Source organism: Mycobacterium sp. pUA109 (genome assembly GCF_041287095.1).
In the GTDB taxonomy this organism is placed as follows: Bacteria; Actinomycetota; Actinomycetes; order Mycobacteriales; family Mycobacteriaceae; genus Mycobacterium.
On sequence record NZ_JBGGKS010000021.1, the window covers coordinates 80,356 to 105,123 of the forward strand.

26 protein-coding genes are annotated in these 24,768 nt (G+C 69.3%); 12 read left to right on the forward strand and 14 right to left on the reverse strand.

From position 1 onward, the window contains the following. Window positions 1–2 precede the first annotated feature (2 nt). Entirely contained in the window at window positions 3–365 is a 363-nt protein-coding gene (locus ACAG26_RS21725; protein ID WP_370485136.1) for a DUF732 domain-containing protein, read from the reverse strand. Between the two features lie 121 nt (window positions 366–486). On the opposite strand from ACAG26_RS21725, the gene ACAG26_RS21730 reads away from it, so the two are divergent. After that, window positions 487–1,317, forward strand: coding sequence for an SDR family NAD(P)-dependent oxidoreductase (locus ACAG26_RS21730; RefSeq protein ID WP_370485137.1), 831 nt, complete (start codon window positions 487–489; stop codon window positions 1,315–1,317). Window positions 1,318–1,326: 9 nt separating this feature from the next. Here ACAG26_RS21730 and ACAG26_RS21735 read toward each other — a convergent pair whose 3' ends face one another. Further along, on the reverse strand, window positions 1,327–2,184 hold the full coding sequence (locus tag ACAG26_RS21735) for a glycine betaine ABC transporter substrate-binding protein (RefSeq protein WP_370485138.1): 858 nt from the start codon (window positions 2,182–2,184) through the stop codon (window positions 1,327–1,329). After that, window positions 2,171–3,367: an NADP-dependent malic enzyme gene (locus ACAG26_RS21740; protein ID WP_370485139.1), complete on the reverse strand. Its 1,197-nt coding sequence runs from the start codon at window positions 3,365–3,367 to the stop codon at window positions 2,171–2,173. Before ACAG26_RS21740 ends, ACAG26_RS21735 begins: the two co-directional genes overlap by 14 nt. A gap of 133 nt (window positions 3,368–3,500) precedes the next feature. Here ACAG26_RS21740 and corA point away from each other — a divergent pair, with 133 nt between their 5' ends. Continuing rightward, entirely contained in the window at window positions 3,501–4,598 is a 1,098-nt protein-coding gene (corA, locus tag ACAG26_RS21745) for a magnesium/cobalt transporter CorA (protein ID WP_370485140.1), read from the forward strand. A 93-nt stretch (window positions 4,599–4,691) separates the two neighbouring features. Here corA and ACAG26_RS21750 read toward each other — a convergent pair whose 3' ends face one another. The 6 genes from ACAG26_RS21750 to ACAG26_RS21775 all read right to left on the reverse strand — a co-directional run bounded on the left by ACAG26_RS21750 (window position 4,692) and on the right by ACAG26_RS21775 (window position 10,219). Beyond that, a complete protein-coding gene (locus ACAG26_RS21750; RefSeq protein WP_370485141.1) occupies window positions 4,692–5,288 on the reverse strand; it encodes a suppressor of fused domain protein in 597 nt (198 codons plus the stop codon). Beyond that, window positions 5,285–6,466, reverse strand: coding sequence for an ABC transporter ATP-binding protein (locus tag ACAG26_RS21755; protein WP_370485142.1), 1,182 nt, complete (start codon window positions 6,464–6,466; stop codon window positions 5,285–5,287). Before ACAG26_RS21755 ends, ACAG26_RS21750 begins: the two co-directional genes overlap by 4 nt. Before the next feature lie 2 nt (window positions 6,467–6,468). After that, window positions 6,469–7,308 carry a carbohydrate ABC transporter permease gene (locus ACAG26_RS21760; RefSeq protein WP_370485143.1) on the reverse strand — a complete coding sequence of 280 codons (840 nt, stop codon included), beginning with the start codon at window positions 7,306–7,308 and terminating at the stop codon, window positions 6,469–6,471. Then, window positions 7,301–8,206 (reverse strand): carbohydrate ABC transporter permease, encoded by a 906-nt coding sequence (locus tag ACAG26_RS21765; RefSeq protein WP_370485144.1) that lies wholly within the window; start codon window positions 8,204–8,206, stop codon window positions 7,301–7,303. Before ACAG26_RS21765 ends, ACAG26_RS21760 begins: the two co-directional genes overlap by 8 nt. Next, window positions 8,203–9,615, reverse strand: coding sequence for an extracellular solute-binding protein (locus tag ACAG26_RS21770; RefSeq protein ID WP_370485145.1), 1,413 nt, complete (start codon window positions 9,613–9,615; stop codon window positions 8,203–8,205). The genes ACAG26_RS21765 and ACAG26_RS21770 overlap by 4 nt, the downstream gene beginning before the upstream one ends. Before the next feature lie 91 nt (window positions 9,616–9,706). Further along, the gene (locus ACAG26_RS21775; protein ID WP_370485146.1) at window positions 9,707–10,219 is read right to left on the reverse strand and encodes a general stress protein; all 513 of its coding nucleotides are present in this window, start codon (window positions 10,217–10,219) and stop codon (window positions 9,707–9,709) included. 100 nt (window positions 10,220–10,319) lie between these two features. Between ACAG26_RS21775 and ACAG26_RS21780 the strand changes: the two genes are divergently transcribed. Then, window positions 10,320–10,817 (forward strand): DUF4190 domain-containing protein, encoded by a 498-nt coding sequence (locus tag ACAG26_RS21780; RefSeq protein ID WP_370485147.1) that lies wholly within the window; start codon window positions 10,320–10,322, stop codon window positions 10,815–10,817. Window positions 10,818–10,914: 97 nt separating this feature from the next. On the opposite strand, the gene ACAG26_RS21785 is transcribed toward ACAG26_RS21780, so the two are convergent. Beyond that, entirely contained in the window at window positions 10,915–11,883 is a 969-nt protein-coding gene (locus ACAG26_RS21785) for a CoA ester lyase (RefSeq protein ID WP_370485148.1), read from the reverse strand. A gap of 24 nt (window positions 11,884–11,907) precedes the next feature. Here ACAG26_RS21785 and ACAG26_RS21790 point away from each other — a divergent pair, with 24 nt between their 5' ends. The 4 genes from ACAG26_RS21790 to ACAG26_RS21805 all read left to right on the forward strand — a co-directional run bounded on the left by ACAG26_RS21790 (window position 11,908) and on the right by ACAG26_RS21805 (window position 16,320). After that, on the forward strand, window positions 11,908–13,206 hold the full coding sequence (locus ACAG26_RS21790; RefSeq protein ID WP_370485149.1) for a magnesium transporter MgtE N-terminal domain-containing protein: 1,299 nt from the start codon (window positions 11,908–11,910) through the stop codon (window positions 13,204–13,206). Next, the gene (locus tag ACAG26_RS21795) at window positions 13,203–13,733 is read left to right on the forward strand and encodes a DUF1003 domain-containing protein (RefSeq protein ID WP_370485150.1); all 531 of its coding nucleotides are present in this window, start codon (window positions 13,203–13,205) and stop codon (window positions 13,731–13,733) included. The genes ACAG26_RS21790 and ACAG26_RS21795 overlap by 4 nt, the downstream gene beginning before the upstream one ends. Before the next feature lie 94 nt (window positions 13,734–13,827). Beyond that, entirely contained in the window at window positions 13,828–15,120 is a 1,293-nt protein-coding gene (locus ACAG26_RS21800; protein ID WP_370485151.1) for a lytic transglycosylase domain-containing protein, read from the forward strand. Between the two features lie 48 nt (window positions 15,121–15,168). After that, complete coding sequence (locus ACAG26_RS21805; protein WP_370485152.1) at window positions 15,169–16,320, forward strand: Mrp/NBP35 family ATP-binding protein; 1,152 nt, start codon at window positions 15,169–15,171, stop codon at window positions 16,318–16,320. A 78-nt stretch (window positions 16,321–16,398) separates the two neighbouring features. On the opposite strand, the gene tatB is transcribed toward ACAG26_RS21805, so the two are convergent. The 4 genes from tatB to sigE all read right to left on the reverse strand — a co-directional run bounded on the left by tatB (window position 16,399) and on the right by sigE (window position 19,626). Further along, entirely contained in the window at window positions 16,399–16,779 is a 381-nt protein-coding gene (tatB, locus tag ACAG26_RS21810; RefSeq protein WP_370485153.1) for a Sec-independent protein translocase protein TatB, read from the reverse strand. After that, a complete protein-coding gene (locus ACAG26_RS21815; RefSeq protein WP_370485154.1) occupies window positions 16,780–18,282 on the reverse strand; it encodes a S1C family serine protease in 1,503 nt (500 codons plus the stop codon). Window positions 18,283–18,345: 63 nt separating this feature from the next. Further along, window positions 18,346–18,744, reverse strand: a complete 399-nt coding sequence (gene rseA, locus ACAG26_RS21820; protein WP_370485155.1) for an anti-sigma E factor RseA — start codon at window positions 18,742–18,744, stop codon at window positions 18,346–18,348. A 126-nt stretch (window positions 18,745–18,870) separates the two neighbouring features. Continuing rightward, complete coding sequence (gene sigE / locus ACAG26_RS21825) at window positions 18,871–19,626, reverse strand: RNA polymerase sigma factor SigE (protein ID WP_370485156.1); 756 nt, start codon at window positions 19,624–19,626, stop codon at window positions 18,871–18,873. Window positions 19,627–19,820: 194 nt separating this feature from the next. Between sigE and ACAG26_RS21830 the strand changes: the two genes are divergently transcribed. From ACAG26_RS21830 to ACAG26_RS21850, 5 genes are all read left to right on the forward strand, one after another. Next, entirely contained in the window at window positions 19,821–20,489 is a 669-nt protein-coding gene (locus ACAG26_RS21830; RefSeq protein WP_370485157.1) for an O-methyltransferase, read from the forward strand. Window positions 20,490–20,770: 281 nt separating this feature from the next. Continuing rightward, window positions 20,771–21,415 carry a TetR family transcriptional regulator gene (locus ACAG26_RS21835; RefSeq protein ID WP_370485158.1) on the forward strand — a complete coding sequence of 215 codons (645 nt, stop codon included), beginning with the start codon at window positions 20,771–20,773 and terminating at the stop codon, window positions 21,413–21,415. Further along, window positions 21,405–22,331, forward strand: coding sequence for an ATP-binding cassette domain-containing protein (locus ACAG26_RS21840; protein WP_370485159.1), 927 nt, complete (start codon window positions 21,405–21,407; stop codon window positions 22,329–22,331). The genes ACAG26_RS21835 and ACAG26_RS21840 overlap by 11 nt, the downstream gene beginning before the upstream one ends. Beyond that, on the forward strand, window positions 22,328–23,965 hold the full coding sequence (locus ACAG26_RS21845) for an ABC transporter permease (protein WP_370485160.1): 1,638 nt from the start codon (window positions 22,328–22,330) through the stop codon (window positions 23,963–23,965). The genes ACAG26_RS21840 and ACAG26_RS21845 overlap by 4 nt, the downstream gene beginning before the upstream one ends. A 10-nt stretch (window positions 23,966–23,975) precedes the next feature. After that, a complete protein-coding gene (locus tag ACAG26_RS21850; protein ID WP_370485161.1) occupies window positions 23,976–24,650 on the forward strand; it encodes an isoprenylcysteine carboxylmethyltransferase family protein in 675 nt (224 codons plus the stop codon). Window positions 24,651–24,768 lie beyond the last annotated feature (118 nt).

Here is a 24,768-nt window from a genome sequence, read left to right on the forward strand (position 1 = left end):
GGCTAGCCGCCCAGGATCGGCAGCTGCGGCACGCCGGCGCCCAACCGGGACACCAGGGCGGGACAGAAGATCGAGATCGCGATACCGGTGAACATGGTCGACGGGCCCAGCGACATCCCGGTGGAGTCGGCCACTTTCGCCGCCACGTTGGCGGTGTTCTGCCCCGGCTCGGACAACATCGGGCAGACCGACTGACCGACCGCGACGGCGGCCGCTGGGTCCGGGCTGGCGATGCCCGCGTTCGTCAGCGCGGAGAGAAACGCATCGCCGCTCGCGTCGGCGTGGCTCGGTGCGGCCAGCACCGCCGACCCGGCGAACAACCCGGCGGACAGCATCAACGACCCGATCCCGCGACTGCACTTCATGATCACCGCATCGTACGGCGGTCAGGGCCCGTCACCGAAATTCGGGGCCACCCGCGCAAGAAGGTACCGCCGGTACCGGCTAGCCTGGCATCGACCGACTGAACACGTAGGGAGTGGGCGCATGCAGGGGTTTGCCGGGAAAGTCGCCGTCGTCACCGGCGCGGGTTCGGGTATCGGCCAGGCATTGGCCATTGAGCTGGCCCGGTCCGGGGCTCGCCTCGCCATCAGCGATGTCGACCTGGAGGGGCTGGCGCAGACCGAGAAGGAGCTCAAGGCGATCGGTGCACCGGTCAAGGCGGACCGGCTCGACGTCACCGAACGCGAGGCGTTCATCGCCTACGCCGACGCGGTCCACGAGCACTTCGGCAAGGTCAACCAGATCTACAACAACGCCGGCATCGCCTTCACCGGTGATATCGAGGTCAGCCAGTTCAAGGACATCGAGCGGGTGATGGACGTCGATTATTGGGGTGTGGTGAACGGCACCAAGGCGTTTTTGCCGCACTTGATCGCCTCCGGGGACGGGCATGTGGTCAACGTGTCCAGCATCTTCGGGTTGTTCTCGGTGCCCGGCCAGGCCGCCTACAACTCGGCGAAATTCGCGGTCCGCGGCTTCACCGAGGCGCTGCGCCAGGAGATGGCCTTGGCCGGCCACCCGGTGAAAGTGACCACGGTGCACCCGGGCGGCATCAAAACCGCGATCGCGCGCAACGCGACCGCCGCCGAGGGGGTCGACGCCAACGAGCTCGCCGAGTTCTTCGACAAGCGGCTGGCGTCCACCTCCCCGCAGAAGGCGGCGCGGGTGATCCTCGAGGGTGTCCGCAAGAACCGGGCTCGGGTGCTCATCGGCCCCGACGCCCGGGTGCTCGACCTGATCGTGCGCATCACCGGTTCGGGATACCAGCGGTTGTTCTCCGCGGTGACCGGCCGGATGATGCCGGCGTCGCGGTAAAGCCCGCGGTCAGCGGCCAAGCGGGTGTTCGGCCAGCCAGCCGTCGGCGACGGCTTGCGGGTCGGCGCCGTCGGCCACCCGGCGGCGCATGTCGACCAGGGCGGCGGTGTCCAGTACCCCGGCCACCTCGTTGATCGCCAGCAGCTGCCGTTCGGGCAGCTCGTTGCGGCGATACAGCGGCACCACGTTCTCCGCCGCCACCAGCGGCGGCTCGCGATCGGCCAACACCACCAGGTCCGCGGGGATGTCCGGGGCGGCGGTGCTCGACCACGCCGCGGTCAGCTGTCCAGCCCGCAGCGCCGCAAACAGCGCGGTGTCGTCGGGGAAGTCGCGGGCGGCGGGCAATCGGCACTGCCCCACCGCCGCCGGGGTGCGGCCGCCCCGGGTGGCCCCGAGCACCAACCCGGCGCAGTGCCGGACCAGTGCCGACAGGTCGGCGCTGTCCCAGGCCTGCGCGGTGGCCTTGGTGACCACCAGCGCGGGCTTGTCCTCCGCGGCGGTGGTGTAGTCACCGGCCGCGATGCCCTCGGGCAACGCAGCGATCATGGCGCGGTAGACCTGCTTGTCCGACCGCACGGTGGGGTTGGGGATGAACGTCCGCAGCAGCCGTCCGGTCAGCGCGGGCACCACATCCAGGGACCCGGAGCTCAGCTCGGCGACCGGATCGGCCCCGGTGCTGACATGGGCGGGAGCCCCCGAGCCGCGTAACGCCCCGGCGTACAGGTGCGCCAGCACCACGAACTCCGGGTCGGCCGTCGTCCCGACGGCCAGCGACGGGGGCGCAGGTGGCCCGGCGCAGCCGGCGGCCACCAGGGCCAGCAGGGCTAACGGACCTGCGACCCACCGGCGAACGTTAGTCGGCAGCACCTGCTGGCGACACTTGATCGGCGGCGGCCGCGGCGACCGCGGCGGCCACCGCCGGCCCGACCCGCGGGTCCAGCGGGCTGGGCACGATGTGGTCGGGCGCCAGGTCGTCGCCGACCACCGAGAAGATCGCCTCGGCGGCGGCCACCTTCATCCGTTCGGTGATGCGCCGCGCACCGGCGTCCAACGCGCCGCGGAAGACACCCGGGAACGCCAGCACATTGTTGATCTGGTTGGCGAAGTCGCTGCGCCCGGTGGCGACGACGGCCGCGTACTTCTTGGCGAGGTCGGGGTGGATCTCGGGGATCGGGTTGGACAACGCGAACACGATCCCGTTCGGCGCCATCGAGGCGATGAGGTCTTCGGGCACGATCCCGGCCGACAGCCCCAGGAACACGTCGGCGCCGGCCAGCGCCTCGGCCAGCCCGCCGGTGCGGCCCGCCGGGTTGGTGCGCCCCGCGATCTCGGCTTTGATGCTGTTCAGGTCGCCGCGGCCGGCGTGCACGATGCCTTTGGAGTCCAGCACGGTGATGTCGGAGATGCCGCGGGCCAACAAGATGTTGGTGCAGGCCACCCCGGCGGCCCCGGCGCCGGAGACCACCACACGCAGCCCGGCCATGTCCCGGTTGAGCACGGCGCTGGCACCCAGCAGCGCGGCCAGCACCACGATGGCGGTGCCGTGCTGGTCGTCGTGCATGACCGGGCAGTCCAGCGCCTCGATCACGCGGCGCTCGATCTCGAAGCAGCGCGGTGCGGAGATGTCCTCCAGGTTGACCGCGCCGAAGGTGGGCCGCAGCCGCACCAGGGTCTCCACGATCTCGTCGGGATCCTTGGTGTCCAGCACGATCGGGATGGAGTCCAGCCCGCCGAACGCCTTGAACAGCGCGCTTTTGCCCTCCATCACCGGCAGCGACGCCGCCGCACCGATGTCCCCGAGGCCCAGCACCGCGCTGCCGTCGCTGACCACGGCGACCAACCGGTTGGCCCAGGTGTAGCGGGCGGCCAGCGTCACGTCCGCGGCGATCGCCCGGCTGACCTGCGCCACCCCGGGGGTGTAGGCGATGGACAACGCGCGCTGGGTGTCCAACGGCGTTTTCAGTTCGACGGCCAACTTCCCGCCAACATGAGCGGAGAAGATTTCCTCGTCACCGATAACTAGATGCGCAAACGGCTCCGTTTCTGCCACCGCGTCAGGGTACTGCACCGAGGTGGACACGGCAGCGCCGCGGGTGCCGTGCGAACCGTACTGACGAGTAGCATTTGAGCGTCAGGTATCGGAGTTTCGCGATTGAGGTGACCTGCTCAAGGGAGACCGGACCATGCCGTCGTTTCGTTCGCTGCCGCCGTCGCTGCGCGGCGCGCACCACGACTCATCGACCGAAGTCGAGCGGGCTCCGATACCGGTTGAGCGCGCCATGGTCGACTGCGGCGTCTACGTCGACGGGGTGCGATTGCCCGGCAAATTCACGCATTCCGCGGCGCAGGCCAAGGTGCATGAGATCGAACAGGCCGGCCAGGACGCGTTCACCTGGATCGGCCTGCACGAACCCGACGAAACCCAAATGCAGGGCGTGGCAGACGTTTTCGGGCTGCACCCGTTGGCCGTCGAAGACGCCGTGCACGCCCACCAGCGCCCCAAGCTGGAACGCTACGACGAGACCGTGTTCTTGGTTCTCAAGACCGTCAACTACGTCGCGCACGACTCGGAGGTGCTGACCCGCGAGATCGTGGAGACCGGCGAAATCATGATCTTCGTCGGCAAGGATTTCGTGGTCACCGTCCGCCACGGTGAACACGGCGGGCTCTCCGAGGTGCGCAAACGCATGGACGCCGACCCGCAACACATGCGGCTGGGACCGTATGCGGTGATGCACGCGATCGCCGACCATGTGGTGGACCACTATCGCGAAGTCACCAACCTGATGGAAGACGATATCGACACCATCGAGGAGGTGGCGTTCGCGCCGGGACAGCGGACCGACGTCGAACCGATCTATCAGATCAAACGCGAGGTCGTCGAATTGCGCCGATCCGTCGCGCCGCTATCGGTCCCGTTTCAGCGGATGCAGACCGAGTACAAGGATCTGATCTCCAAGGAGGTGCGTCGCTACCTGCGCGACGTCGCCGACCACCAGGCTCAGGCCGCCGACCGGATCACCAGCTATGACGACATGCTGAGCTCGCTGGTGCAGGCGGCGCTGGCCCGGGTCGGCATGCAGCAGAACGCCGACATGCGCAAGATCTCGGCCTGGGCGGCCATGTTGGCGGTGCCCACCCTGATCGCCGGCATCTTCGGCATGAACTTCGCCAACATGCCGGTGCTGCGGTGGGAGTGGGGCTATCCGGTGACGCTGCTGGTGATGGTGGGCATCTGGGTGGTGCTGTACCGCACCTTCCGCCACAACGATTGGTTGTAGACGGCGACGCTCGCCGTGGCGCGAGCGTGCGCAAACCCGGTAATTTGCCCGGCGTGTCGGCCGGAGACACGCACGCTCGCGGGGAACGTCCGGTCAGCCGGGCTGGGCGGCGCGGCGCCGCGGGTCGAGCACGTCGACGCCGTCGGTGTGCCAGGCCTCGCGCAGGGCCTCGGCGCCCTTGAGCCGCACCCAGGCCGCCTCGGTCGCGGTGATCGGCGTCGCCGATAGGAACCGCACCGGCTCGCACGGCGGCGGCAACGCCGCCTCCCCGATACCGCTGTCGCCCAACAACACCGCCGTGAACGGCGCCTCGGCCCACAGCGGCGACCCCAGGTCGATCAGCGCGTCGACGGTCAGTACCACCCCCTCCACCACCGGCGCCGCGGCCAGCACCGCCAGGCTGCGGGCTAACCCGGTCGCCGGACCCGGATCACGCAGCCGCAGCACAACTTCGGCGCGCGGGCCGCGCAGCGGGTCAGCCACCATGTCGGCGGCGTCGGTCATCGGATGCCGCGAACAGCCCAGCGACACGTAGTGCACCACCCGGTCGGCATCGGGGCCGAACCGCAGCACCTCCACCGGTTCGGTGCCCAGAAACGTCACGCTGGCCGCTGCGGGCGGCGCGTCGATGCCGGCCCGGGTGAAGTGGCCCACTAGGTGCTCGCGCACCGTAGCCAACGGCGCACTCACGACGCGTCGGGCGGGGGCGGGATCGTGAGGTTGACACCGGAGTCGGCGTCGAAGATCACGAGTTTGGCGGCGTCGACGGCCAATTGGATGGACTGGCCCTTGGCGGCCTTCGACCCGGCCGGCACCCGGGCCACCAGTTCGCTGTCGCCGCCGTCGGATTCGGCGGCCAGCTCGGCCAGTTGCGCTGACTCCACGTGGGAACCGGCAAGGGTGAAATACACGTATTTGTCGGCGCCCAACGACTCCACCATGTCGACCTTCACCTCGAAGGTGACCGCGGTGATGCGCTGATAGCGGTCCATCAACGCCGCATCGACGAGATGTTCGGGCCGCACCCCGACGATGACGTTGTCCGGTGTCGGATGCTGGGTGACCGCGTCGTAGACCGGCTGGGTCAACGTCACCTCACCGAACGGCAGGCTCACCCCGGTCGGGGTCAACGTGGCCGGGAAGAAGTTCATCGCCGGCGAGCCGATGAAGCTCGCCACGAACAGGTTGGCGGGCCGCTCGTAGAGCTCGTCGGGGGCGCCGATCTGTTGCGCCACACCGCCGTGCATCACCACCACCCGATCGCCCAGCGTCATCGCCTCGGTTTGGTCGTGCGTCACATAGACCGTGGTGGTGCCCAGCCGGCGCTGCAGCCGGGCGATCTCCCCGCGCATCTGCACCCGCAGCTTGGCGTCGAGGTTGGACAGCGGCTCATCCATCAAGAACGCCTTGGGGTGGCGCACGATGGCGCGGCCCATGGCGACCCGCTGCCGCTGCCCCCCGGAAAGCTGCGCCGGTTTGCGGTCCAGTAGCTCAGTCAGATCGAGGATTTTCGCGGTCTCCTCGACCTTCTCGGCGATCTGCGCCTTCTTCATCTTGGCCAAGGTGAGCGGGAACGCGATGTTTTGCCGCACCGTCATGTGCGGGTAAAGCGCGTAGGACTGGAACACCATCGCGATATCGCGATCCTTGGGAGCCTTCTCGTTCACCCGCTCGCCGCCGATGCGCAGTTCCCCCGAGGAGATATCTTCCAGGCCGGCAATCATATTCAAGGTGGTGGATTTACCGCAGCCGGACGGCCCGACCAGGATGAGAAACTCACCGTCGGCGATGGTCAGCGACAGGTCCTGCACGGCGGCGGCGCCGTCGGGGTAACGCTTGGTCACGTGATCCAACACAATCTCGGCCATCGCTATCCCTTCACCGCGCCGGAGGTCAATCCCGCGACAATCCGTCGTTGGAAGATTAGAACAAAGATGATGATCGGGACGGTGATCACCATCGCGCCGGCGGCAATGGATCCGGTCGGCTCTTCGAATTGCGAACTGCCGGTGAAGTTCGCGATCGCCACCGGCGCGGTGATCGCGGCTTTGGTGGCGGTCAGCGACAGCGCCAGCAGCAGGTCGTTCCAGGCGAAGATGAACACCAGGATCGCCGCCGTCACCACCCCGGGTGCGGCCAGCGGCGCGATCACCTTGCGGAAGGCCTGCCCGGGCGTGGCGCCATCCATCTTGGCCGCCTTCTCCAGGTCCCAGGGAATCTCGGCGAAGAACGCCGACAACGTGTAGATCGCCAGCGGCAGCGCGAACGTGATGTAGGGAATGATCAGTCCCAGCCAGGTGTCGAACAGCCCGGTTGCCCGTTCAATGTTGAACAGCGGTGTGACCAGCGATATTTGCGGGAACATGGCGATCAGCAGCGCCGCGCCGATCAACGCCCGCTTGCCGGGAAAGGCCAGCCGCGCCACCGCGTAGGCCGCCATGGCGCCGATCACCACCGCGATCACGGTGGTGATCAGTCCGATGCCGATCGAATTGACCAGCGCCGAGGTGAAAAACCCGCCGGAGAAGATGCCGCGGTAGTTGTCCAACGTGATCGACGACGGAATCAGCTTGCCGTCCTTGACCGTTGACGTGGGTTTGAGCGACAGCGACAAGATCCACAGCACCGGGAACAACGCGTAGAGCACCACCAGGGCGTCGATCACCACCCAGCCCGCCGCCCGGCCCCGGCCGCCCACCTGCTCAGCCATCCCGCTCGGCCCCCGGGGCCGCGGCGCCGAACACCTTGATGAACAGCACCGCGATCAGCGCGACGCAGACGAAGATCAGCACCGAGATCGCCGATCCCAGACCCACATTGAAGCCCTTGAACAGGTTGTCGTAGCCCAAGATCGACACCGAGCCGGTGTTGTTGGAGCCATTGGTGAGCACGTAGATATTGTCGAAGATGCGGAACGCGTCCAGGGTGCGAAACAGCAGCGCCACCAGGATGGCGGGTTTGATCAGCGGCAAAATGACCTTGGTCAGGCGCCGCCAGGCGCCGGCGCCGTCGACCTGGGCGGCCTTGAGCAGATCCTCGGGTACCAGCGCCAGCCCGGCCAAAAGCAGCAGCGCCATAAACGGTGTGGTCTTCCACACCTCGGCCAGCACCACGATGCCCAGCGACGGGATCTGCTCGGTCAGCGGCGCGCTGCCGTGCGGCAGCAGATTGGCCAGGTACCCGGTGCCCGGGGTCCACGCGTAATACCAGCTGTAGGCCGCGGCCACCGTGACGATGCCGTAGGGCACCAGCACCGCGGTGCGCACCACCCCCTTGACGAACAACGTGCGGTGCATCACCAACGCCAGCGCCATCCCCAGCACCAGTTCGACGGTGACCGAGACGACGGTGATCGCCAGGGTCACCGCGAACGCGGTCCACCAGTACCGGTCGGTCAGCGTCGTCACATAGTTGTCCAGGCCGACGAACGCGGTGTCACCGGGGGTGGCCAGGTTGTAGCGCTGCAGGCTCAGCCAGATCGCGTACCCGACCGGGTAGGCGGTCACCGCGAGCATCAGGATCACCGCCGGAGCGACCAACAGCAACGCCAGCCGCCGCTGCGATCGGCGGTCATCGGTGCCGGCCGCCGGGGTGACGGGTGCGGTCACGGGATCAACCCCTTGCCGTCGATGGCCTTTTGCACCTGCACGCTCAGCGCATCGGCGGTGCGCTCCGGGTCGATCGCGGTGATCGGCGCTAACGTCGCCGAGATCCGGGTGGACACCGCCTGATACACCGGCGTCGCCGGCCGCACCGCGGCGTGGCTGAGCTGCTGGCGGATGACGGCGTGCTGCGGATAGGTGGCCTGGAATTGCGGGTCGTCATACAGCGAGGTCCGCACCGCCGGAAGGCCCCCTTCGATCGAGACATACTTCTGGTTGGCGACATTGCGCAGGCAGCGCACGGCTTCAAACGCTACGGCCTGGTGCCGGGTGGTTTTGGCCACCGCCAGGTTCAGCCCGCCGATGGTCACCGTGGCCGGCCGGCCCGGCTGCGCGGCCGGGTAGGGCGCAAAGCCCAGCACCTGGCGGCTGGCATCGTAGGCGATGCGGAACTGGTCGCCGCTGGGCGTGAAAGTGCCGACGTCGTTGATGCTGCCGGCCAGCGCCGGATTGCGGTTGAGCGGCAAAAACGCCACCCCGCCTTTCACCGCGTTCTCCAGCATGGACGGCAGCACGAACGGCCAATTGACCTCCAGTGCGGCGTTGCCCTGCTCCAGCGCCAATCGTGCGGTGCCCTCATCGGTTTGGCTGATCGACGGGTCGGCGCCGGGCGCGGTGGCCACCGCCTTCATGATCTGCAACGCCTTGACGGTGGCGGCCCGGTGCGCCGGGGTGTCGGTCAGGGTGACGGTTTTGCCGTCCTCGGAGAGCACCCGGCCGCCCGCGCTGTCCAGCAGCGTGTTGAACCACACCACCAGGCCCTCGTACTGTTTGGCCTGCACGGCGATCCAGCTGGGTTGCCCCGCGGTGTGCAGCCGGGTGGCCTCGGCCACCATGGCATCCCAGGTCGTCGGCGGCTTGTTCATCAAATCCGCTCGGTACCACAGCAATTGGGTGTTGGTGGTCAGCGGTGCGGCGTACAGCCGCTGCCGCCAGCGGGCGGTGGCGAGCGGACCGGCCAGGGTGTTGGTGGTCGCGTCGGTCTCGGCCCGCCCGGCCGGATCGTCGGACAGCGGCACCACCCACCCGGCTTCGGCGAACTCGGCGGTCCACACCACGTCCAGCGCCATCACGTCCAGGGTGCGGTCGTTGCCGGTGAGCCGACGGGCCAGTTGCAGCCGCTGCTCGTCGGCGGACCGGGGCAGGCTGATCTGGCGGATGCTGAATCGTCCGCCGGCTTGGTCCGAGCAGCGTTTGGCGATCGCGGTGAAGGTCGCGGAGTCGGTGCCCGGGGTGTAGAGGCTGATCGTGAGGCCGGTGTCGGCCGAGCCGCAGCCCGACACCGCCGATCCGACGGTCAGCGCCGCCAGCGCGGCCGCGCCCAGCCGGCGTGCGCGCCCGCGACGACTCGCCACGACACCGCCTCTCATCCCTCAAAGGATTGTTCCGCGCCAGAACCGTAGAGGTCCGTGGGCGTGATCCGCAACACTTCTGCTGTCCGCGGCCTCAGATGGTCAGGCGCGCCAGCAGATCCCGAGCTTGCTCGGCGTTCTGGGGATCGCACAGCACGTCGTAGCGGCCGGCGACCAACTGGAGGGTGGAGCTGAAATCCCGGGTGCCCCGCGCCATCGCGTACGGGATCGACGACGTGATCAACCCGAAGAACACCCCAGCGATCAACCCGGTCGCCAGCGCCGACCAGGGGTGCGGGCTGAAGATGCCCAACACCAGCCCGATGAACAGGCCCAGCCAGGCCCCGGTCAACACGCCGCCGCCGAGCACCTTGGGCCAGGTCAATCGGCCGGTGACCCGTTCGACCTGCATCAGGTCGACCCCGACGATGGTCACCTGGTGCACCGGGAACTGCTGGTCGGACAGGTAGTCGACGGCGCGCTGGGCCTCGGCGTAGGTGGGATACGACCCGATCGGCCAGCCCTTGGGCGGGGTCGGCAACTTGGCGCCGCCGCCGCGACCCGCCGCGGTGGCCGGTGTCTGTCCAGGCTGGAACGGGCCCGTCATGGCTCCCAGGCTAGCCAAGCCGACCACGGTCCGGCCACCGGCACGCCCCTGGCCAACACAACGACCACGCACCACCGGCAGGTCGGCTAGGTTGAACACCATGACAGGTCCGGGTAGCACCTCCGGCGAGTCCGGCTACCCCGAGCAGCCACCGCCGAACCCCTACGCGCCGATCGACTATCCGGAGTACCCGCCGGGCTACCCGCCGCCTCCGCCGGGGCCGCCCGGTTACCCGCCGCCACCGGCCGGTTACCCGCCGGCTCCGCCCGGCTACCCGCCGCCGTACCCGGGTCCCCCCGCCTACCCGGCCTACCCCGGGGGCTACGACCCGTACCGTCCGGTCGCGCAATCCGGAACGAACGGGATGGCGATCGGGTCGCTGATCTGCTCGCTCGCCGGGCTGTTCACCTGCGGTGTTACCGCGATCGTCGGAGTGATCCTCGGGCTCGTGGCCATGCAGCAAGTCAAAACAACCGGTCAGGAGGGTCGTGGAATGGCGCTGGCCGGGGTCATCGTCGGCGCCGTGGTGATTGCGCTGATCGCGCTTCTCTTCTTCGCCGGGTTCCTCGGCGCGATCAACGACAGCCGCACGTACTAGGCGTTGGGGTCCGGTCGCCGAGATTGACACCACGCGGCTCGGCACTCGAACTTCTGCTCCGTGGCGTCAATCTCGGCGCACCGCCGTGCCGGCGCGCTTAGCTCGGCGGCTCGAACGGGTCGGAGAGCCGCCGCATCCCGGCGGCGCGGCCCTTGGCGGCGACCACCAACGCCATCTTGCGGCTGGCTTCGTCGATCATCTCGTCGCCGAGCATCACCGCGCCGCGGGCCCCGCCCGCACTGGAGGTGTGCCACTCGTAGGCCTCCAGGATCAGCTCGGCGTGGTCGTATTCGGCCTGGCGCGGACTGAAAATCTCGTTGCCGGCCGCGATCTGATCCGGGTGCAGCACCCATTTCCCGTCGTAGCCCAGTGCCGCCGAGCGCCCGGCCACCCGCCGAAACGCCTCCACGTCGCGGACCTTGAGGTACGGGCCGTCGATCGCGGCGATGCCGTGCGCGCGGGCGGCGATCAGGATCGTCATCAGCACCTGGTGGTAGGCGTCGCCGACGTCGTAGCCCTCGGGTTGCTCGCCGACCACCAGGGTGCGCATGTTCAGGCTGGCCATCAGGTCCGCGGGCCCCAGCACCAACGCCTGCACTCGCGGCACCGCGGCGATGGCGTCGACGTTGAGCAATCCGCGGGCGTCCTCGATCTGCGCGTCGATGCCGATCTGGCCGACCGGCAGCCCGTGGCTGATCTCCAACTGGGTCAGCAGCAGATCGAGCGCTTGAACGTGGGACACGTCGCTGACCTTCGGCAACACCACCACGTCAAGCTGGGCGTTCGGCGCCGCCCCGACCGCGGTCACCACCTCGATCACGTCGGCGTGCGTCCACGGGGTGGTCCAGTCGTTGACCCGCACCCCGCGCAGCTGCCCGGCCCAGCCCGGAGCGGCCAACGCGGCCGCCACCCGGGTGCGGGCCGCGGGCTTGGCATCCGGGGCGACGGCATCCTCCAGATCGAGGAACACCTCGTCGGCGGGCAGGCTCTTGGCCTTGTCGATCATCTTCTGACTGCTGCCCGGCACCGAAAGGCAGGTTCGGCGGGGCCGATACGCGTTATCCACGGATTTACTCCTACCCTTTGAACCATGGCGTCGGTCAACAGGGTGTACGTGGCGAGACTGGCGCGCATGCCGGTGCTAGGGCCGGTTGGCGAATCCGTCGGGCGGGTCCGCGATGTCGTGGTCAGCATCAGCATCGTGCGCCAGCAGCAGCCGCGCGTCCTCGGACTGGTTGTCGAACTGTTGAACCGTCGAAGGATTTTCGTGCCGATTCTGCGGGTCGCGGCGATCGAACCCAACGCGGTATCGCTCAACACCGCCAACGTGTCGCTGCGCCGGTTCGCCCAGCGACCCGGCGAGGTGCTGGCGCTGGGGCAGGTGCTCGATACCCCGGTGCGGGTCAACGATCCCGACTTGCCGCAGTTGGCCGGCATCGAGGTGGTGATCACCGACCTGGGCATCGAGCAGGCGCGGTCCCGCGATTGGCTGGTGACCCGCGTCGCCGTCCGCAACCAGCGCCGGCTGGGCCGGCGGACCGCCGCGCACGTCGTCGACTGGCACACCGTGCAGGGTCTGACCCCGTCGGCGCTGGCCATGCCGGGCCAGGCGGTGGCGCAGTTGCTGCAGCAGTTCGAAGGGTGGCGACCGATCGAGGTGGCCGACGCCGTCCGCGAGCTACCGGCCAAACGCCGCTACGAGGTGGTCAAGGCGCTCGATGATGAGCGGTTGGCCGACGTTTTGCAGGAGCTGCCCGAGGATGACCAGACCGACCTGTTGCGGCATCTGGACACCAAGCGCGCGGTCGACGTGTTGGAGGCGATGGACCCCGACGACGCCGCCGACGTGCTCGGTGTGATGAACCCCACCGAAGCCGAAACCCTTCTGGCCCGGATGGATCCGGGGGACTCCGACCCGGTACGGCGCCTGCTGAAACATTCCCCGGACACCGCGGGCGGCCTGATGACCTCCAACCCGGTGGTGCTGACCCCCGACACCGCGGTCGCCGAAGCGCTGGCCCGGGTCCGCGACCCCGACCTCACCCCGGCGTTGTCGTCACTGGTCTTTGTGACCCGCCCCCCGACGGCCACCCCAACCGGACGCTACCTGGGATGTGTGCACTTGCAGCGGCTGCTGCGCGAACCACCCGCCGAACTGGTGGGCGGGATCATCGACAGTGACCTGCCCAGCCTGACCCCGGAGGTTTCGCTCGGCGCGCTGACCCGCTATTTCGCGGCCTACAACTTGGTGTGCGGGCCGGTGGTCGATGAGCAGAATCACCTGCTGGGCGCGGTCACCGTGGACGACGTGCTCGACCACCTGCTGCCCCACGACTGGCGCGAAACCCTCGACGAACCCGAGTTGGAAACGGCTGGAGGCCCGTCGTGAGCGTCCGTTCGGCGCGCCAGCGGCTGTCCACCCCGCGCACCTCGCGGGTGTCCGCGCCGCAGGTCGACGTCGAGGCCTTAGCCCAAATCGGCGAGTCCCTCGCCCGGTTCCTCGGCACCGGGCGCTATCTGGCACTGCAGACCGTCATCGTGGTGGTGTGGATCGCGTTGAACCTGTCCGCGGCCGGTCTGCGCTGGGATCCCTACCCGTTCATCCTGCTCAACCTGGCGTTCTCCACCCAGGCGGCGTACGCGGCGCCGCTGATCCTGCTGGCGCAAAACCGGCAGGAAAACCGGGATCGGGTCGCGCTCGAGGAGGATCGTCGGCGCGCCGCGCAGACCAAGGCCGACACCGAATACCTGGCCCGGGAGCTGGCCGCGCTGCGGCTCGCAATCGGCGAGGTCGCCACCCGCGACTACCTGCGCCACGAACTGGATGACCTGCGTGAACTGCTGGAGGGGCTGCAGCCGACGAAACCCGCGGAGCGGGAACAACCGGTGGACCGGCACGCCACCCGTCCCAATTGACTGTGAGCTCGGGCATTGTTGCCACTGAGGTCACAGCAGTTATGTATGGTGACGGAGTTCACCTGCGGTTCCGAGAAGCTCTGAGGACGGTCGAGTGCGCATAGGGGGAAGTTGGGGCGCGGCCTCGGCCCTCACCAGGGGCGCAGCCCGCGCGTGGGATGCGATACGGCAGCGGGCGACCCGGGTCACCCGGTCACCGCTGTGCGGCTTGGCGGTGATCACCCCGCTGGTCTTCGTCGGCGCCGTCGGCGGCGGGGCGCCGCGGTTTTCCCCGCCGGTGCGCGACGCCGCGGTCACCCCGCTGGCCGCCGTCGCTCCGGCCCCCGCGGACCCGTCCGGTCCGGCGGTGGTGGCGGTCACCCGGCCGCCGACCAGCTTCAAAGTCGCGGCGGCCGCCGCGTCGGCGCCGCCGCCGGCGATCGTGGTGAGTTCGCCGGGCATGCTGGGGATTCCGGGGATGGCGCTGGCCGCCTACCGCAACGCCGAACAGCAGATGGCCGTCGCCGAACCGGGCTGCGGCATCAGCTGGAACCTGCTGGCCGGGATCGGGCGCATCGAATCCATGCACGCCAACGGCGGCGCCACCGACGCCCGCGGCACCGCGGTCCGGCCGATCTACGGTCCCTCGCTGGACGGCACCCTGCCCGGCAACGAGGTCATTGTGCAAAGCCGCGCACCCGGCCGGGTGGTCTACGCCCGCGCCATGGGCCCGATGCAGTTCCTGCCGGGCACCTGGGCGCGGTACGCCTCCGACGGCGACGGCGACGGCGTGGCCGACCCGCAAAACCTGTACGACGCCACCCTGGCGGCCGCCCGCTACCTGTGCAGCGGCGGGCTGAACCTGCGCGACCAGTCGCAGGTGCTGACCGCCATCCTGCGCTACAACAACTCGATGCCCTACGCCCGCAACGTGCTGGGCTGGGCCGCCGCCTACGCCACCGGTGTCGTCCCGCTGGATCTGCCGCCGCTCACCGGACCACCGCCGCCGATCGGCGACGCCCACCTGGAGCACCCGGAGGGCCTGGGACCGGCGTTGCCGCTGAACTTCAACGGCCTGCCGCCCACCGACCCGCTGGCCCGGATGCCGCTGATCGACCTCGGCCCCTCCCCGACCGCCGGCCCGTACCCGGGTTGGCCGGCCCAGCTGCCCGGGTCGCCGTCGGCGCCGGCGCGGTCGCCGAACTGTTCGGTGATCTGCATCGAACCCCAGGCTCCGCCGCCCGCCGATCCGCTGCCGCCGTTCGGGGCACCGCCCGCGCCGCTGCCGCCGTTCGGGGCGCCGCCGGCCGATGCGCCCCCGCCGGGCCCGTTCGGCCCGGCGGCGCCGGTGCCGGTGCCGGCACCGCTCGGTCCGGCCCCGGGCCCGGCCCCCGGTCCGGTGAACTAACCAACGTCACTACTGACCGGTAGCGGCGGGCGCCTAGACTCGGCGGTGATGTCTGAGCCTCGCGATACCGACCCCGACCTGACCGCCGCGATCCGCGCCGCGCTGGCCAAGGTGATCGATCCCGAGCTGCGGCGCCCGATCACCGAACTCGGCATGGTCAAGGGCATCGAGGTGGGCCCCAACCGCGAAGTGAACGTGGGGATCTACCTGACGATCGCCGGTTGTCCGATGAAAGCCGAGCTCAGTGAGCGGGTCACCCGGGCGGTCGCCGACGTTCCGGGCACCGGCGCGGTCACCGTCACGCTGGATGTGATGAGCGACGAGCAGCGCACCGAACTGCGCAAACGGCTACGCGGCGACGCCGCCGAACCGGTGATCCCGTTCGCCCAGCCCGGCTCGCTGACCCGGGTGTACGCCGTCGCATCCGGCAAGGGCGGGGTGGGTAAGTCCAGCGTGACCGTCAACCTGGCTGCGGCGCTGGCGGCCCGCGGGCTGTCGGTCGGGGTGCTCGACGCCGACATTTACGGGCATTCCATCCCCCGGATGATGGGCACCACCGAGCGCCCCACCCAAGTCGAGTCGATGATCCTGCCGCCGATCGCCCACGAGGTGAAGGTCATCTCGATCGCGATGTTCACCCAGGGCAACACCCCGGTGGTGTGGCGGGGCCCGATGCTGCACCGCGCGCTGCAGCAGTTCCTGGCCGACGTGTACTGGGGCGACCTGGACGTTCTGCTGCTGGATCTGCCCCCGGGCACCGGCGACATCGCCATCTCCGTGGCCCAGCTGATTCCGGGCGCGGAGATCCTGGTGGTGACCACGCCGCAGCTGGCCGCCGCCGAGGTGGCCGAACGCGCCGGGGCCATCGCGCTGCAGACCCGCCAGCGCATCGCCGGGGTGGTGGAGAACATGTCCGGGCTGCTGATGCCGGACGGGTCGACATTGCAGGTGTTCGGCGAGGGCGGCGGTCAGCAAGTGGCCGAGCGGCTGTCCCGCTCCGTCGGCGCCGAGGTGCCGCTGCTGGGTCAGATCCCGCTGGATCCGGAGATCGTCAAGGCCGGCGATGCCGGCGTTCCGATCGTGCTGGCCCACCCCGACGCGGCGGTCAGCAAGGAACTGCGCTCCATCGCCGACACCCTGGCGTCGCGCCGCCGCGGCCTGGCCGGGATGTCGCTGGGTGTGGCCCCGACACCCAAGTAGCCCGCGGCGAGCAGACGCAAAAGCACCCCAAAACGGGCGTTTTGGGGTGCTTTGCGTCTGCTCGTGGCCTAGGCCGGGCTACGTCGCGTCGCTGTCGAACGGGGTGGGACCGGTCTCCGGCCGAGTCGGCGGGGCCGGAGTGACCGGGGGGGCCGTCGTCGGCTGGTCAAAGCTTCCGGTGAACAGCGAGTCGTCGCCGTCGAGCAGATGTTTGGTCAGCGCCGCCCGCGGGGTCATCCCGCGCAGTTTCTGCAGCTCGGACAGCGGTTCACGCAGGTCGTCGAACTCTGGGCCGATCTCCTCGCGCAGCTGACTGGTCGCGCTGGACAGGTAGTCGCGGGCCTGCCGCAGCGCGTTGGCGCTCCACCGGATCGCGCCGGGCAGCCGCTCGGGGCCCAGGATCACCAGCCCGACCACCACCAACACCAGCATCTCGCCCCAGCCGACGTTGGCGAACACTTAGCCCTCCGGACCCGCCGCCGGGTTCACCGTCAGCGTGACGTGCCGGCCCTCGCGGACCACCTCGATCGGGGCGTCCTGGCCGATGGCCAGCTGCCGCACCGCGACGACGAACTCGTCGGCGTCGGCGACGTTGCGGTCCCCGACCTTGACGATCACATCGTTTTCCAGGATGCCGCCCTTCTCCGCCGGGCTGCCCTGCTTGACGTTGGCGACCTGCGCGCCGGAGGCCACCGCGTTGCTCACCGAGCGGACGTTGACGCCCAGCGTCGGGTGCACGATCTTGCCGTCGCGGATCAGGGTTTCGGCCACCGTCTTCATCTCTTTGACCGGGATCGCGAACCCCAGCCCGCTGGCGCTGTCGGACAGCGACTTGCCGGCGGTGTTGATCCCGATCACGTTGGAGTCCATGTCGATCAACGGGCCACCGGAGTTGCCGTGGTTGATCGAGGCGTCGGTCTGCACGGCGTCGATCACGGTGTCGGTGTCGGAATCCTCCCCGGACAGCGGCACCGGGCGGTGCAGCGCACTGACGATGCCGTGGGTGACGGTGCTGCGCAGCCCCAGCGGCGCCCCGGCCGCCAGCACCTCGTCGCCGACGCGCAGCTTGTCGGAGTCGCCGAGCCGGGCCACCGTCAGGTTGTTGACGTTGTCGACCTTGACCACCGCCAGGTCGGTTTTGGGGTCGCGACCGACCAGGTTGGCCAGCACCTCTTTGCCGTCGTTGAACACCACGGTCATCTTGAACTTGCCCGGGTTCAGCGCCGCCTCGGAGATGACGTGATTGTTGGTGACGATGTAGCCCTTGCCGTCGATCACCACCCCGGAGCCCTGCATGCCCTCTTCGTCGCTGACCACCTCGATGGTGACCACCGAGTTGGCCACCGCGTCGGCGACCTTGGCGAACCGGCCGGCGGGCTCTTCGGCGTTGCCGGCGGTGGACAGCGTCACCTTGGATTTGGTGAGCGCCTCCACGTACTCGGCCGATTTGCTGCCGAAGCAGCCGCCGACGAATCCGATCAGCAGGGCGAGCACACCGAGCACCGCCAGCGCCCAATAGGACACCCGCCCGCCGAACAACACATCGCGGACCCCGAGTTTGTCGAGGCTGCCGCTGACGTGGGCCGGCGGCGGTGCCAGCGCCGGGGTGCCCAACGCGGCACCGGCGCCCGGATCGCGCCACGGGTCGTCGGGTTCCTCCAGCAGGTCGCGGTCCTTGTCGCCGTCCAGCGCGCCGGCATCGGCCGGGTGGCGCTGCAGCGATTCGGCGGTCGGCGAGGGGCGACCGAACGCTTCGGCCAGCACCGGGTCCGGCGGCAGGTCGTGCGGGGTGAACTCGCCCTGGTCGGCGTACTTGCGCGCGCGCAGCCCCTCGGCCACAAACGATCCGTCGACCCCGGCGGGGCGGCCGAACGCCTGGCGCGACGCGGGGTCGACCGGCGGACGGTAGATGGGGCGCGGTTCCAGGCGGTGACGGCCGGGAGTTTCCTGGTTGGTGCTCACGTCATCCTCTTCTGAGCGCAGTAAACGCACACTACGGGCCCGAGCGCGGCGGTTGGACTCACCCTACCGGCGCTTGCGGCGCTCACGCGTACCGCCGTCGGCGAACTGATCGGGCAGCTGGGTGGGTTCGGGGTCCGGCGGCGGGGTGTGCGGAATCTGCGACAACAGGCCGAGCAGGTTACTGGGGATGCTGATCGGCCGAGAATCGCGCAGCGCCGCCCGGGCCCGGCTCTGGCCTTCGACTTCGGCGGCGCATTCCGCGCACAACGACAGGTGGTGGGCGGCGCGCAGGTGCGCGTTCATCCGCAGCTCACCGTCGACAAAGGCGGCGATCGCCTCGGTGGACAGATGCTCGGTGGAACCGAATTGGCGCGGCGCGCCGACCGGGGCGTCGCTTTGCGAGGCGAACTGGGACGGCAGCCAGGAGAACGCGCGGCGGAACACTTGTCCCCGGTCGGCCATCACCTACTCCTCTCCGCATCCCGGATCGATTCTGCCAGCGCACTACCTCGAATGTAGCGCGGTGACACCCACCGGACACGCGGGAACGGCTCGCGTCGGGACGGCATGGCCGGGACGGATTCGGCCTCAGCTGACGGCGGTGACGCCGTCGTGGTGCTCGGGGTGCGCCGCCAAGTAGTCGCGCAGCGCCTGGCGGCCGCGGTGGATGCGGCTGCGCACCGTGCCCAGTTTCACCCCCAGGGTGGCGCCGATCTCCTCATACGACAGACCTTCGATGTCACACAGCACCACCGCGGCCCGGAACTCCGGCGGCAGCGAGTCCAGGGCGGCCTGCAGGTCAGGGCCCAGCCGGGAATCGTGGTAGATCTGCTCGGGGTCGGGTTCGTCGGCGGGCACCCGGTCGTAATCCTCGGGCAGCGCCTCCATCCGGATGCGGGCGCGGCGACGCACCATGTCCAGGAACAGGTTGGTGGTGATGCGGTGCAGCCAGCCCTCGAAGGTACCGGGCTGGTAGTTGTGCACCGAGCGGAACACCCGGATGAACGTCTCCTGGGTCAGGTCTTCGGCGTCGTGCTGGTTACCGGAAAGCCGGTAGGCCAACCGGTACACCCGGTCGGCGTGTTGGCGCACCAACTCGTCCCAGGACGGCAACGTCGCCTTGTCCCCCGTCGCGTCGAACACCGCAGTGCCCTGCAGCTCCTCGGACGGCTCGACCCAGTCAACATCGTGGCGCTGTTCTGGATGGGACATGCTGACCGGACTCATCAGTGTGGTGATGTTCAGATCCTCCAACTCGGTGGTGCCAGGGGTTGGCAGCCGATCAACCGGGCCAACGCGATGCGGCTCGCGCGTATTCCCGGACCAGCTCCGACCACGTTCCATGCCGCTACCATTTCGCACCGGCGTGTGGCGGCTATGTGCCCGCACTGAACATTGACTAAGAAACCATCTGGTAACCCCATTGCGCTGCAGATACTCTGCTTGACTCGGCTTCGGCGACGATGACGGCTCGGGCGTGTCGCGGTGTGTGGGCGCGCCTGCTCGGCACCGACCCCGATTGGACCTACGCTGCGGGCATGGCCAGCACCAACCACCCCTCCGATCAGGCGACCTCGTCCCGACAAGCCGACGCCATCTCCGCGCACGCCGAGGCGTCGATCACCGAGGACGTGATCCTGGCGGCGGCCCGCGACCGCGCCGACGACATCGGCGTCGGCGCGGTCACACCGGCGGTCGGGGCGCTGCTGAGCCTGCTGGCCAAGCTCAGCGGCGGCAAAGCCGTCGTCGAAGTCGGCACCGGCGCCGGGGTCAGCGGCTTGTGGTTGCTGTCGGGGATGAGCGAGGACGGCGTGTTGACCACGATCGACATCGAGCCCGAGCATCAGCGGATCGCCAAGCAAGCGTTCGCCGAGGCCGGCATCGGCCCGTCCCGGATGCGGTTGATCAGCGGCCGGGCCCAGGAGGTGCTGACCCGGCTCGCCGACGAGTCCTACGAACTGGTGTTCATCGACGCCGACCCGCTCGACCAGCCCAGCTATGTGGTGGAGGCGGTGCGGCTGCTGCGCCCCGGCGGCGTCGTCGTCGTGCACCGCGCCGCGCTGGGCGGGCGCGCCGGCGACCCGACCGCCCACGACCGGGAGGTGACCGCGGTGCGGGAGGCGGCGCGGCTGATCGCCGAAGACGAACGGCTCACCCCGGCGCTGATCCCGCTGGGCGACGGCCTGCTGGCCGCCGTGCGCGACTAGCTTTCCCTTCCCTCGAGCTTCACCCCGCGAGCGTGCGCAGTTGCACGCCCCAGGCCGGTCCGAGCTGGCATTCTGCGCACGCTCACCGGCAAATCCCCCGGCCAAGCAGCGAAAGTGCGCTTACACAGCAGAAGTTCGAGAGGACTCCTGCGTGCACGCACTTTCGGCGTTGGGAATGCGAACCAAGCCCGTTTTCACCCCGGCGGGGCGTCCCGAGAAGGGCCCAATGGCTCGCGCTCGATGCTTGACGTGTGATTGAACGCGTGTTTAAGCTATTAAACATGCGTTCAACCGACCTGACGACGAGCGCCCGGATTCGCGATGCGGCGATCGAGCAGTTCGGTCAGCACGGCTTCGGGGTGGGTCTGCGCACCATCGCCGACGCCGCCGGGGTGAGCGCGGCGCTGGTGATCCACCACTTCGGCTCCAAGGACGGCCTGCTGCAGGCCTGCGACGACTACATCGCCGAGGAGATCCGCCAGGAGAAGTCCGCGGCCATCCAGTCCACCGATCCCGCCACCTGGTTCGCTCAGATGGCCGAGATCGAGTCCTACGCGCCGCTGATGGCCTACCTGGTGCGCAGCATGCAGTCCGGTAGCCCGTTGGCGAAGACGTTGTGGCGCAGAATGCTCGACAACACCGCGGAGTACCTCGACGAAGGTGTTCGCGCCGGCACCGTCAAACCCAGCCGCGATCCGCAAGCCCGCGCGAAGTATCTGGCGATCACCGGTGGCGGCGGATTCCTGCTGTATCTGCAGATGCACGAGACCCCCACCGACCTACGTGCGGTGCTGCGCGACTACGCCCAAGACATGGTGCTGCCGGCCCTGGAGGTCTCCACCGAAGGCCTGCTGGCCGACCGAACGATGTACGACGCCTTCCTGGCCCAACACGACGCCGACCAAGGAGAAGCCAATGCCGGGTAACGACTCCCCCATCGAAGTCCGGGGCCTGACCAAAAACTTCGGCGCGGTGCGCGCGTTGGACGGCCTCGACCTGACGGTGCGCCACGGCGAGGTGCACGGCTTCCTGGGCCCCAACGGCGCCGGGAAGTCGACGACGATCCGCATCCTGCTGGGTCTGGTCAAGGCCGACGGCGGCACCGTTCGGCTGCTCGGCGGCGACCCGTGGACCGACGCGGTCGGCCTGCACCGCCAGATCGCCTACGTGCCCGGCGATGTGACGCTGTGGCCGAACCTCACCGGCGGCGAAACCATCGACCTGCTGGCCCGCATGCGCGGCGGCATCGACGAGCAGCGCCGGGCCGAGCTGATCGACCGCTTCGAGTTGGACCCGCACAAGAAGGCCCGCACCTACTCCAAGGGCAACCGGCAGAAGGTGTCGCTGATTTCGGCGTTCTCCTCCCGGGCCCGGCTGCTGCTGTTGGATGAGCCGAGCAGCGGACTGGACCCGTTGATGGAGAACGTCTTTCAGCAGTGCGTCGGCGAAGCACGGGACCGTGGCGCAACGGTGCTGCTGTCCAGCCACATCCTGGCCGAAACCGAGGCGCTGTGCGAACGGGTCACCATCATCCGGGCCGGCCAGACCGTGGAAAGCGGCTCGTTGGACTCCTTGCGCCACCTGAGCCGGACCTCGATCAAAGCCGAGCTGGCCCGGAATCCCGGTGATCTCACCCGGATTCCCGGGGTGGGCGACGTCACCATGGACGGCTCCACGCTGCGGGCCCAGGTCGACAGCGCCAGCCTCGGCGAACTCATCCGGGCGCTCGGCGACGCCGGGGTCCGTAGCTTGGTCAGCCAGCCGCCGACGCTCGAAGAGTTGTTCCTGCGCCACTACGACACCGGCGACGGGCAGCGCGAACCCCAGGAGGTGCGGCGGTGACCGCCACACTGGATCGGCCGCCGGACCGCCAAGCGGCCCACCGCAGTTCGCACCTCACCGGCACGCTGGGGCTGCTGCGGCTCTACCTGCGCCGCGACCGGGTGGTGCTGCCGCTGTGGGTGCTGCTGCTGTCGGTGCCGCTGTCCAGCGTCTACATCGCCAGCGTCGCGAAGGTGTACCCGGATCAGGCCGAGCGCGCCGGGTTCGCGGCCTCGATCATGGCCAGCCCGGCCCAGCGGGCGTTGTACGGTCAGGTCCACAACGACAGCCTCGGCGCGGTTGGCATCTGGAAGGCCGGGATGTTCCATCTGCTGATCGCGGTCGCGGTCATTCTCACCGTAATTCGGCATACCCGCGCCGATGAGGAGACCGGCCGCACCGAGCTGATCGATTCGACCGTGGTGGGCCGCTACGCCAGCCTGACCGCCGCGCTGCTGGTGGGATTCGGGGCGTCGCTCGCCACCGGGGTGATCGGCGCGGCGGGCCTGCTGACCACCGACGTGGCGGCCAGCGGGTCGCTGGCGTACGGGGCGGCGCTGGCCGGCTCGGGACTGGTGTTCAGCGCGGTCGCCGCGGTGGCCGCGCAGCTGTCGGCAAGCGCCCGGGTCGCGCGGGGCACCGCGTTTAGCGTGCTGGGCGCGGCGTTCACCCTGCGCGCGGTCGGAGATGCCGGCTCCGGCACGCTGTCATGGCTGTCCCCGCTGGGCTGGTCGCTGCTGGTGCGCCCGTATGCGGGCGAACGGTGGTGGGTGCTGGGGCTGCATGTCGCGACGGCGACCCTGCTCACCGCGTTGTCCTACCGGCTGCTGGCCCGCCGCGACGTCGGCGCCGGGCTGATCGCCGAACGTCCCGGCCCCGCCCGGGCGACCCCCACGCTGGGGGGCGCCGCCGGGTTGGCCTGGCGGCTGGACCGCGGCGCGCTGCTGCTGTGGACGGTGGGGTTGGGCCTGTACGGCCTGCTGATCGGCAGCATTGTGCACGGTCTGGGCGACGAGTTGGGCACCAGCGGGACCGCGCACGACATCGTGGTCCGGATGGGCGGCACCGGGGCGTTGGAGCAGGCCTTCGTCGCGGTCGCGTTTTCGATGCTGGGCATGGTGGCCGCCGCGTTCGCGATCTCGTTGACCCTGCGGCTCCATCAGGAGGAGACGGGCCAGCGCGCCGAGCCGCTGCTGGCCGGTGCGGTGAGCCGGCCGCGTTGGCTGGCAAGCCATCTGGTGCTTGCGCTGGGCGGATCGGCGGCGGCGCTGCTGCTGGCCGGCGGGGTGGCCGGGCTCGCCTACGGCGTCGCCGCCGACGATGTCGGCGGCAAGCTGCCCGCCGTGCTCGGCACCGCCGCGGTGCAACTGCCCGCGGTGTGGCTGGCGGCCGCGGTGACCGTCGCGCTGTTCGGCGTGGTTCCCCGGTTCACCCCGGTGGCCTGGGGGGTGCTGGTTGGGTTCGTTGCGCTGTACCTGCTGGGGTCGTTGTCGGGGGCGTCGCAGTGGCTGCTGGACCTCGAACCGTTCGCCCACATTCCGCGGGTGGGCGCCGGCGCCATCGACGCGGTTCCGCTGCTGTGGCTGCTGGGCATCGATGTGGCGTTACTAGCGCTGGGAGCGGTCGCTTTTCGGCGCCGCGATCTGCGGTGTTGAGGAGGCTAGGATGAAAACCCTTGGTAAAGGATTGGTTTCGGCCACCCTGGGCCTGGCGGCGTTCGGGTTGCTGCTGTTCCTGCCGGCCGGAACGTTCCACTATTGGCAGGCCTGGGTTTTCCTGGCGATGTTCGCGCTGTCCACCTGGATCCCCAGCGTGTATTTGATGCGCACCAACCCGGCCGCGCTGGATCGGCGGCTGCGGGCCGGGCCGTTGGCGGAGACCCGCCCGGTGCAACGGATCCTCATCACGGTCGTGTTCGTCTGCTTTCCGGCCATGTTCGTGCTCAGCGCGCTGGACCACCGCTTCGGGTGGTCGCCGGTCCCGGCGACGGTGTCGCTGGTGGGCGATGTCCTGGTCGTGATCGGACTGGTCTCCGCCATGGTGGTGATCGTCCAAAACGGTTATGCGGCAGCCAACGTCACCGTCGAGGCGGGACAGAAGGTGGTCTCGACCGGCTTGTACGCGCTGGTGCGGCACCCGATGTACACCGGAAACATCATCTTGATGGTCGGCGTCCCGCTGGCGCTCGGCTCGTATTGGGGGTTGGTGTTCGTCGTTCCGGGCCTGATCGTGCTCGTCCTGCGCATCCGCGACGAAGAAGCCCTGCTCGGCCAGGAGTTGGCCGGCTACCGCGAGTACACCCACAAGGTGCACTACCGCCTGGTGCCCTACGTGTGGTGAATTTCCGCCGCGAGCGTGCGCAAACCCGGTGATTCGCTCGGCGTGTCGGCCGGGGACACCTTCGTAAGGGGTTTTTGTCAAGGGGTTGGGGGGCTGTGCCCCGGTCCTCGTCTCTACG

Bases quoted from the DNA above. Each gene is read 5' to 3' on its own strand.
- ACAG26_RS21725 (WP_370485136.1), bottom strand. From the start codon at position 365: ATGAAGTGCAGTCGCGGGATCGGGTCGTTGATGCTGTCCGCCGGGTTG.
- ACAG26_RS21730 (WP_370485137.1), top strand. From the start codon at position 487: ATGCAGGGGTTTGCCGGGAAAGTCGCCGTCGTCACCGGCGCGGGTTCG.
- corA (WP_370485140.1), top strand. From the start codon at position 3,501: ATGCCGTCGTTTCGTTCGCTGCCGCCGTCGCTGCGCGGCGCGCACCAC.
- ACAG26_RS21755 (WP_370485142.1), bottom strand. From the start codon at position 6,466: ATGGCCGAGATTGTGTTGGATCACGTGACCAAGCGTTACCCCGACGGC.
- ACAG26_RS21760 (WP_370485143.1), bottom strand. From the start codon at position 7,308: ATGGCTGAGCAGGTGGGCGGCCGGGGCCGGGCGGCGGGCTGGGTGGTG.
- ACAG26_RS21775 (WP_370485146.1), bottom strand. From the start codon at position 10,219: ATGACGGGCCCGTTCCAGCCTGGACAGACACCGGCCACCGCGGCGGGT.
- ACAG26_RS21780 (WP_370485147.1), top strand. From the start codon at position 10,320: ATGACAGGTCCGGGTAGCACCTCCGGCGAGTCCGGCTACCCCGAGCAG.
- ACAG26_RS21790 (WP_370485149.1), top strand. From the start codon at position 11,908: ATGGCGTCGGTCAACAGGGTGTACGTGGCGAGACTGGCGCGCATGCCG.
- ACAG26_RS21805 (WP_370485152.1), top strand. From the start codon at position 15,169: ATGTCTGAGCCTCGCGATACCGACCCCGACCTGACCGCCGCGATCCGC.
- rseA (WP_370485155.1), bottom strand. From the start codon at position 18,744: ATGGCCGACCGGGGACAAGTGTTCCGCCGCGCGTTCTCCTGGCTGCCG.
- sigE (WP_370485156.1), bottom strand. From the start codon at position 19,626: ATGGAACGTGGTCGGAGCTGGTCCGGGAATACGCGCGAGCCGCATCGC.
- ACAG26_RS21830 (WP_370485157.1), top strand. From the start codon at position 19,821: ATGGCCAGCACCAACCACCCCTCCGATCAGGCGACCTCGTCCCGACAA.
- ACAG26_RS21835 (WP_370485158.1), top strand. From the start codon at position 20,771: ATGCGTTCAACCGACCTGACGACGAGCGCCCGGATTCGCGATGCGGCG.
- ACAG26_RS21840 (WP_370485159.1), top strand. From the start codon at position 21,405: ATGCCGGGTAACGACTCCCCCATCGAAGTCCGGGGCCTGACCAAAAAC.
- ACAG26_RS21850 (WP_370485161.1), top strand. From the start codon at position 23,976: ATGAAAACCCTTGGTAAAGGATTGGTTTCGGCCACCCTGGGCCTGGCG.